Raw genomic sequence first — 6663 nt, 5'->3', positions numbered from 1 at the left:
CTACCATTTTTTCAGAGGGGTTTGAGGGCTAGGTCCCTGATGATACGGACGTTTTGACGGCGTTGTCACCCCGTGAATTCGCGAACTCTATAACTATCTCAATAATTTTTGTCGTTCTTCTTAGCTTATTCTCCCGGTAACAACTCCAATCGATATCGATACAAAGCCACAGGATGCCCCCCAGCAGCAAAATAATCCGGGTCTTGCGGCGACAAATAAATCGCTGTCACCTGATCCGCCTCAATTCTTTTACTCGCAGAATCGCCATTTTCTCCGCCTCCAACAACTCGATAAGCCGTTGTTGTTTCCACCTCGTTTAAATAAATATCAGACTCTCCCCGAAACACTTGCTGAGAAATCTCTGCAGACACAAACTCGCGAGGATTAGGCGTCTCAGTTCCCCGGCTGGTAACAATCGAAATTAGTTGGCGTTCCCCTTTCAAAACAGTAATTTGGCGGTTGGGATTGGTCGGATCTACTTTCACCGAAAGTACGCCACCATCGCCTAAATAAGCCTTGGCAATGTTCAAACCGTTAAAAGTGCGATCGGCTACAATCTTTGTAGCTTTTTTAGATGTATTTTTATAAATAAAATCAATATTTTTTTCCGGTTGAAATCGCACTTTAAATAATACTGGCTGCTGCAAATATTGGCGGTTGCTTTCAAATCCTGGGGTGACAATATTTGGCGCTAAAGGAGCCGCTAAATCCACCAAAGTGCTAGCAACATTCCAATTCCCCGCCATCCAGTCGGGATATACCAAATCTCCCTTAGCTACAGCGATAGGAGGCTTGCTTTCCCAATTCGGAAAACTTGATATGCGATCGCCCAAAACCCCCGCCCTCGCACCGCCACCCCACAGCAGTACCGCCAAAACCAGACCCAAACTCCAAATTCCCTTCATACCACATTACATTCAAACAACTAACCTTATATTTCTCTTTATCTTCTTTCTCTCTTCTGGCGGTTCTTTGCGCCCTCTGCGGTTCATTAATTCAAAAATTGGACAACAAATCAGTTAAATATCATATTTTATACCATTTTCATAAACAGGCAAGATGTGTGTTGCACAAAAATAAATGTTCTGCTTGTGGGGAGTAGGGGTTGGGCACGCTCTCCCGCCCCCACTATGCAATTTAAAGGTGGAAAAGCCTATGTTTTAAAGCGTCTCAACAGGTGCGGGTTCCCACACCTCTCCGTATTTCTCCTTCAATTGGTGCCAGTTTTCCACCTGTCCTGGTTCGTATTCCCCGGGTTTTCCCCACTGCAAAAACGCGCTCAAAGCAGCATCATTTTGTTCGTCCAGAAAACGGATTGCATAAGTAGTAAAATTGCCTCTTTTCGCCTCGCCAGTTTCAAACTTCACCTGTTTGATTTTGTCCATATTCAGGTGAAACTCAAATATTTCGGCGTGCATATTGGCATACTTACCCTTCGGCAACTCCGCATAAAACAGCTTGTGAATTGAACCGCGCACTTCCAGCACAGCCGCGCTGCTAGTCACGATTAAACGCAGCGTTCCCAATTGTTCGCAAGCTTCCAAGAATTCTTTCAGAGTCGCAGTCATATCAATTTTGGATTGTGGATTGTGGATTTGGGATTAAATCGATAAGAAGAAAATGGTAGTTGGGAATTAGGAAAAGGAATTAGAGAAAAAAGGATAATTCTTCCTTCTCCCTTCTCTCGTAGATAACTAAAGCCTTCCTTCTCTCGTAGATAACTAAAGCCTTCCTTATTCCTTCTTCCTTCATGTTTCGTGCAGTTCGTAAGCAGCGACAATCCGCTGCACTAGCGGATGTCGTACCACATCCGCCTGAGAAAATTCACAGAAAGCAATGCCCTCAACGTTACGCAGAATATTTTGGGCAACTGACAATCCCGATTGTTGGTTGGGCGGCAAATCTGTTTGAGTAATATCACCCGTTACGACCATTCTCGATCGAAAGCCCAGACGAGTCAACACCATTTTCATCTGAGCTGGCGTCGTATTTTGAGCTTCGTCCAAAATGACGAAAGCATTGCTGAGAGTGCGCCCCCGCATATAAGCTAAAGGAGCTACTTCGATCAAGCCTCTTTCCATTAAATCGGCCATTTTTTCAGGGTCGATCATTTCTTGCAGGGCGTCGTAAAGCGGGCGCAAATATGGATCGACTTTTTGCTGCAAATCTCCCGGCAAAAACCCTAATTTTTCGCCAGCTTCGACGGCTGGCCTGGTTAAAATCAGCCGTTCGTACTGCTTGCTTAACAGCGCTTGCACGGCGAAAATAGCTGCTAGAAATGTTTTGCCGGTACCAGCGGGGCCAATGCAAAATGTCAGGTCGTGCGTGCGTACTGCTTGGACGTATTGCCGCTGCTTGAAGGTTTTGGCTCTAATTTCTTCGCCGCGGCGGGTTCTGGCGAGAACGTCTCGCTGCAAGTCTTGTAAATCGCCTTGGCGGTTGGTATCCAAAGCTTGGCGCGCCGTCTGGATTTCAACTCCGGTAATATTTTTGCCCGATTTCCAATAGTCGGAGAGCGATCGCACTAATTTATGACACAATTCTACTTGACTTTTTGTGCCGGAAATCAGCAGTTCTTGCCCTCGCATTACCAGGGTAGCACCGGTTTGCTTAGAGATCATTTTCAGGTTTTCTTCTTGATTACCGGCCAGCGACATTGCGCTTTGAGCGCTCGGTAACTCTATGGTTAGTTTTTCATTCATGCCAACATAAGCTCCTCCAAATAAGCAATTAAAACTTAACAAATCAACGTTAAACCAGTCACTATTTGCGAACAAAAAGACGCCCGTTACTAGGTAAAACCTAGTATCTAAGGCGTCTTTTAGATTTAGCTCCCAAATGAGTTTGGTGCTTGAGGCACAAATCAAATCTCCCTTCTATTAAGTCAGGCAATTTTAGATTTTAGATTTGAAATTTTAGATTTTAGATTAACCTGATGCCGCTGACATTTGAAATTTTAAATTTTACATTTGTTTCCGATCGCAAAACCGGCAATTTCAAACCAAACAGGGCTTGTAATACAAAGTCTACAACAGGCAATCTAAAATCTAAAATTCTTTCTGGGCTATGCAGTTAGTTAATAACCGGGAGTATTTCTGCTCGTTCTAAACGTAGGTGTGTTAGTACGGCGAGGTTGTTCTCTCGGAGTTCTGCTAGCTAAGGGACTCGGCGACGGAGGAGGCGTCCGGGGTCGGAAGTCGCCTCGCGGCTCCCGCGAGCCACGATCTGGGCGGTCGCGATCCGGGCGATCGCGATCCGGGCGGTCGCGATCCGGGCGATCGCGATCGCCCCTGGGCGGGCCAGATCCGCGATCGCCCGCTTCACCATCGTATATATCTAAGTAGAGGGACTGACCCGCCGTCTGCGCCACCGCTTCGAGGGTAGTTCTAATGGCCTGAATATTGCGTCCGCCCCTACCGTAAACCCGGCCTTTGTCGGGATCTTCAAAAGCAAGCCTAACCCAGACCCGCGATTGGCGCGGGTGCAGTTCGCAATCAACCCGCAAAGAGCCTGGAGTCTCTAAAAAAGGCCCTATTAAAAACTTAACCAGTCCAGCATAGTTGGGACTAGCTGACTGTTGCTGTGCTGGATTCAACGTTGGCTCCGGCTCCGACTTGTTCAAATACATGGGCTTTTCTCAGGATGTCACGCACGGTGTCAGTTGGCTGAGCGCCTTCTTGCAGGCGCTTGACAATCGCTGGAACATCCAGCCTGGTTTCGTTATTTCTGGGGTTGTAATAGCCGAGCTCTTCTAGGGGACGGCCGTCGCGGCGAGTAGAACTGTTCATCGCTACAATCCGGTAGCTTGTCTCGCGTTTTTTCCCGTATCTCTTCAATCGCAGTTTGATCATCTTCTTGCACAATAGTCTTGTTCCAATTCTAAGCTATTTTGTCAATGCTCCTTCCCCGAACCCCAACTCAACCCGTATTTCTTAACCTCCGACCAAAATATCGCTACGATTTGCTGCCCCCAAGGCAGGTCTGGCGCCGTCAATGTGCGGTGTAATTGCTAGTGGCAAAATCGATGCTGTTCCCCACTGCTGCACCAATTTTTGCAAAAATATATCCTGCTGTGCTCTCAAAGAGTCCCAATCTGTGCCGCGATTAATAATTGCAAACCAAACTAAACCCCGATCGCGCGTGGGTATGGCTCCAGCCAAAGCAATCACCGTGTCCAAAGTACCAGTTTTCACCACAGCCGACGGCGGAATGTGCCGATGTTCCACAGTGCCTTTATCGCGCCCGGACACCGGAAACAAGTCAGCAATCGTCAGCCCAGTAGTCTGAAGGTTGCGGGCGATCGCCTGCATCATCCCACAAGCCGCCCTCGGAGACATCTGATTTTCCAATCCCAATCCCGAACCGTTAACTAATTGAAGTTCCTCCTCCGGCACCCCCGCAGCCCAAATCGCTTGCTGCTGGACTATTTTTGCCCCGCCCAAATCGTCTGCCAGCATCTGAGCTATTTCATTATCGCTGTGGACGTTCATCTGCTTGAGAATTTCGGCTAAAGGAAGCGATCGGCGCTTCAGCAGCAAACGCCCCGAAGTCACAAATTTCTCAGCAATGACGCTGCCGGCCACCGTTACTTGCGGCTTTCTAGTTCCTGGAGCCATCTTAGAATACATTGCCACCACGTCCGCAGGCCAATTGCTACCCTCAAGAGCTTGCCGCAGTATCTCCCCCGCCACCAAAGGATCGGACTGGTAATTCATGCGGAAATTGCCTGTCACCACCAAATTTCCCACCACGCGCTCGATACCCATTTGATTGAGAGCATTACCCACGGCGATCGCCTCCTCCCACACAAACAGCGGATCGCCCCCGCCACTGACCACCAAATCTCCCTGCAATACACCATTGCTAATCGGCCCCGTTGCTCGGAACCGCGTTTCAAACTGATAATCCGGGCCCCAAGTCTCCAGGGACGCCAGAGAAGTAGCAATCTTAGTCAGCGAAGCCCCAGGCATCAGCGTCTTGCCCTGCTGACTTACCAGCGGCACCATTCCCGCTTGCACCCAAATTCCCTGATTCCCATCAATCAGGTTCTTGTCTTTCAAATCTTTTAAATATTCCCGCACCGTCGCTTCTGCTGGCAAGTCTGGATTTGCCGCATCTATTCCCCCAAAAGCCAAATCTTCGGCCACCACTAACCCGGGTATCCCTCCCCGCCAAGCCAGCACTGACGCAGCATTAGGCCCGACACTGCGTACCCCAGCCATGTCCAGCCACAGAGACACGATCCCTGAGCTAAATAAATCCAGCATTTTTTACTCCTAAAGTCATGTAAACTATTGCATTGATTTTTTCAATTTGCAGTCAAAAATAGTAAAGTAGTGACAAAACAAGTTCTATCAGAGTAGTCGGAAATGAGAATTGTCCGATCGCCGTTGCGAGCGGATTTTAGTTCTTTATTCAGACTTCTGGATTCACGCTCCTGACTTCCTGGTAGAATTTTTAGTGTTTCTCAAACATTGGTCAATGGGATCGACACGCGCAAGAATTGCAATAGACGCTATGGGCGGGGATCATGCCCCCGCCGAAGTTGTAGCTGGAGCGCTTAAGGCACAAGAAGAATTAGGCGTAGAGATTTTGCTCGTGGGCGACCCGCAGCAAATAGAAGACTCGCTCCGGCAACAAGACGCGATCGGCCGCGTCTCTACAGGTCAGCTAGAAATCGTTCCTTCTGAAGGAGCGGTGGAAATGCACGAAGAACCTTTGAGTGCCCTCAAACGCAAGCCCAACGCTTCGATTAACGTAGCGATGAACTTGGTAAAGCAGCAGCAAGCTGATGCTGTGGTGTCCGCCGGTCACTCCGGCGCGGCAATGGCTGCTGCCCTGCTGAGGTTGGGGCGGCTCCCCGGAATCGATCGCCCTGCGATCGGTGCGGTTTTACCGACAATGGTAGCGGGCACCTCTGTACTCATTCTCGATGTCGGCGCTAATGTGGACTGCCGCCCCAAATTTTTGGAGCAGTTCGCTCTTATGGGAACTATTTACAGCCAGTGCGTGCTGGGCGTCGCCGAACCTAAAATCGGCCTTCTCAACATTGGCGAAGAACCTTCTAAAGGCAACGACGCAGCGGTGCGTACCCACCAGTTATTGGTGGACAACCCGAACATTCCTTTTGTGGGCAATGCCGAAGGCCGCGACGTGCTGTCGGGGAAATTCGACGTGATTGTCTGCGACGGGTTTGTCGGCAACGTGTTGTTGAAGTTTGCCGAAGCGGTGGGCGAAGTCGTCGTGCAAGTGCTGAAGGAAGAATTAGTCAAAGGACTCCAACATCAAATTAACGATCCTCTGCTGCAAAAAAGCTTGCAAGGATTTAAGCAGCGGGTAGACCACGTTGAACACGGCGGCGGTTTGCTATTGGGCGTTGCTGGAGTTTGCATTATCAGCCACGGTTCGTCTCAAGCTGGCTCGATTTTTAATGCCATTCGTTTGGCGAAGGAGGCTATTGACAACCAAGTGCTGGAGCGAATTCGATCGTCCAATCACCAAAGCGCTCTGGAACAAGAAGCTGTGAATTAGAGGCAGTAAGTAGGAATTAAAAATTAAAAATGTAAAATTAAAAATGTCAGATTAAACCAACTGTTTTGCTTAAAATAAAGTAATTTCAGCAGTTTAAAAAATAATTTTAATTGGTAATTTTTAATTTTTAAT

The 6663-nt window shown here is 48.4% G+C and carries 7 protein-coding genes; 1 reads left to right on the top strand and 6 read right to left on the bottom strand.

Annotated elements, in window-relative coordinates:
* Positions 1-125 precede the first annotated feature (125 nt).
* The 6 genes from QUA71_RS21250 to QUA71_RS21225 all read right to left on the bottom strand — a co-directional run bounded on the left by QUA71_RS21250 (position 126) and on the right by QUA71_RS21225 (position 5267).
* Positions 126-905, bottom strand: coding sequence for a DUF6816 family protein (locus QUA71_RS21250; protein ID WP_333288003.1), 780 nt, complete (start codon positions 903-905; stop codon positions 126-128).
* A 255-nt stretch (positions 906-1160) separates the two neighbouring features.
* Positions 1161-1568, bottom strand: a complete 408-nt coding sequence (locus QUA71_RS21245) for a ChuX/HutX family heme-like substrate-binding protein (RefSeq protein ID WP_190663639.1) — start codon at positions 1566-1568, stop codon at positions 1161-1163.
* 180 nt (positions 1569-1748) lie between these two features.
* Positions 1749-2702: a PhoH family protein gene (locus QUA71_RS21240; RefSeq protein WP_006633722.1), complete on the bottom strand. Its 954-nt coding sequence runs from the start codon at positions 2700-2702 to the stop codon at positions 1749-1751.
* Positions 2703-3076: 374 nt separating this feature from the next.
* Entirely contained in the window at positions 3077-3628 is a 552-nt protein-coding gene (locus tag QUA71_RS21235) for a KH domain-containing protein (protein WP_190663637.1), read from the bottom strand.
* Positions 3567-3851, bottom strand: a complete 285-nt coding sequence (gene rpsP, locus QUA71_RS21230; protein ID WP_006633724.1) for a 30S ribosomal protein S16 — start codon at positions 3849-3851, stop codon at positions 3567-3569. The genes QUA71_RS21235 and rpsP overlap by 62 nt, the downstream gene beginning before the upstream one ends.
* Positions 3852-3932: 81 nt before the next feature.
* Complete coding sequence (locus tag QUA71_RS21225; RefSeq protein ID WP_333288000.1) at positions 3933-5267, bottom strand: D-alanyl-D-alanine carboxypeptidase; 1335 nt, start codon at positions 5265-5267, stop codon at positions 3933-3935.
* Between the two features lie 214 nt (positions 5268-5481).
* On the opposite strand from QUA71_RS21225, the gene plsX reads away from it, so the two are divergent.
* The gene (plsX, locus tag QUA71_RS21220) at positions 5482-6531 is read left to right on the top strand and encodes a phosphate acyltransferase PlsX (protein WP_333288008.1); all 1050 of its coding nucleotides are present in this window, start codon (positions 5482-5484) and stop codon (positions 6529-6531) included.
* The last annotated feature ends 132 nt before the right edge of the window (positions 6532-6663 follow it).

Source organism: Microcoleus sp. MON1_C5 (assembly GCF_036701875.1).
In the GTDB taxonomy this organism is placed as follows: domain Bacteria; phylum Cyanobacteriota; class Cyanobacteriia; order Cyanobacteriales; family Microcoleaceae; genus Microcoleus.
This window is presented reverse-complemented; position numbering and strand designations above follow the sequence as displayed.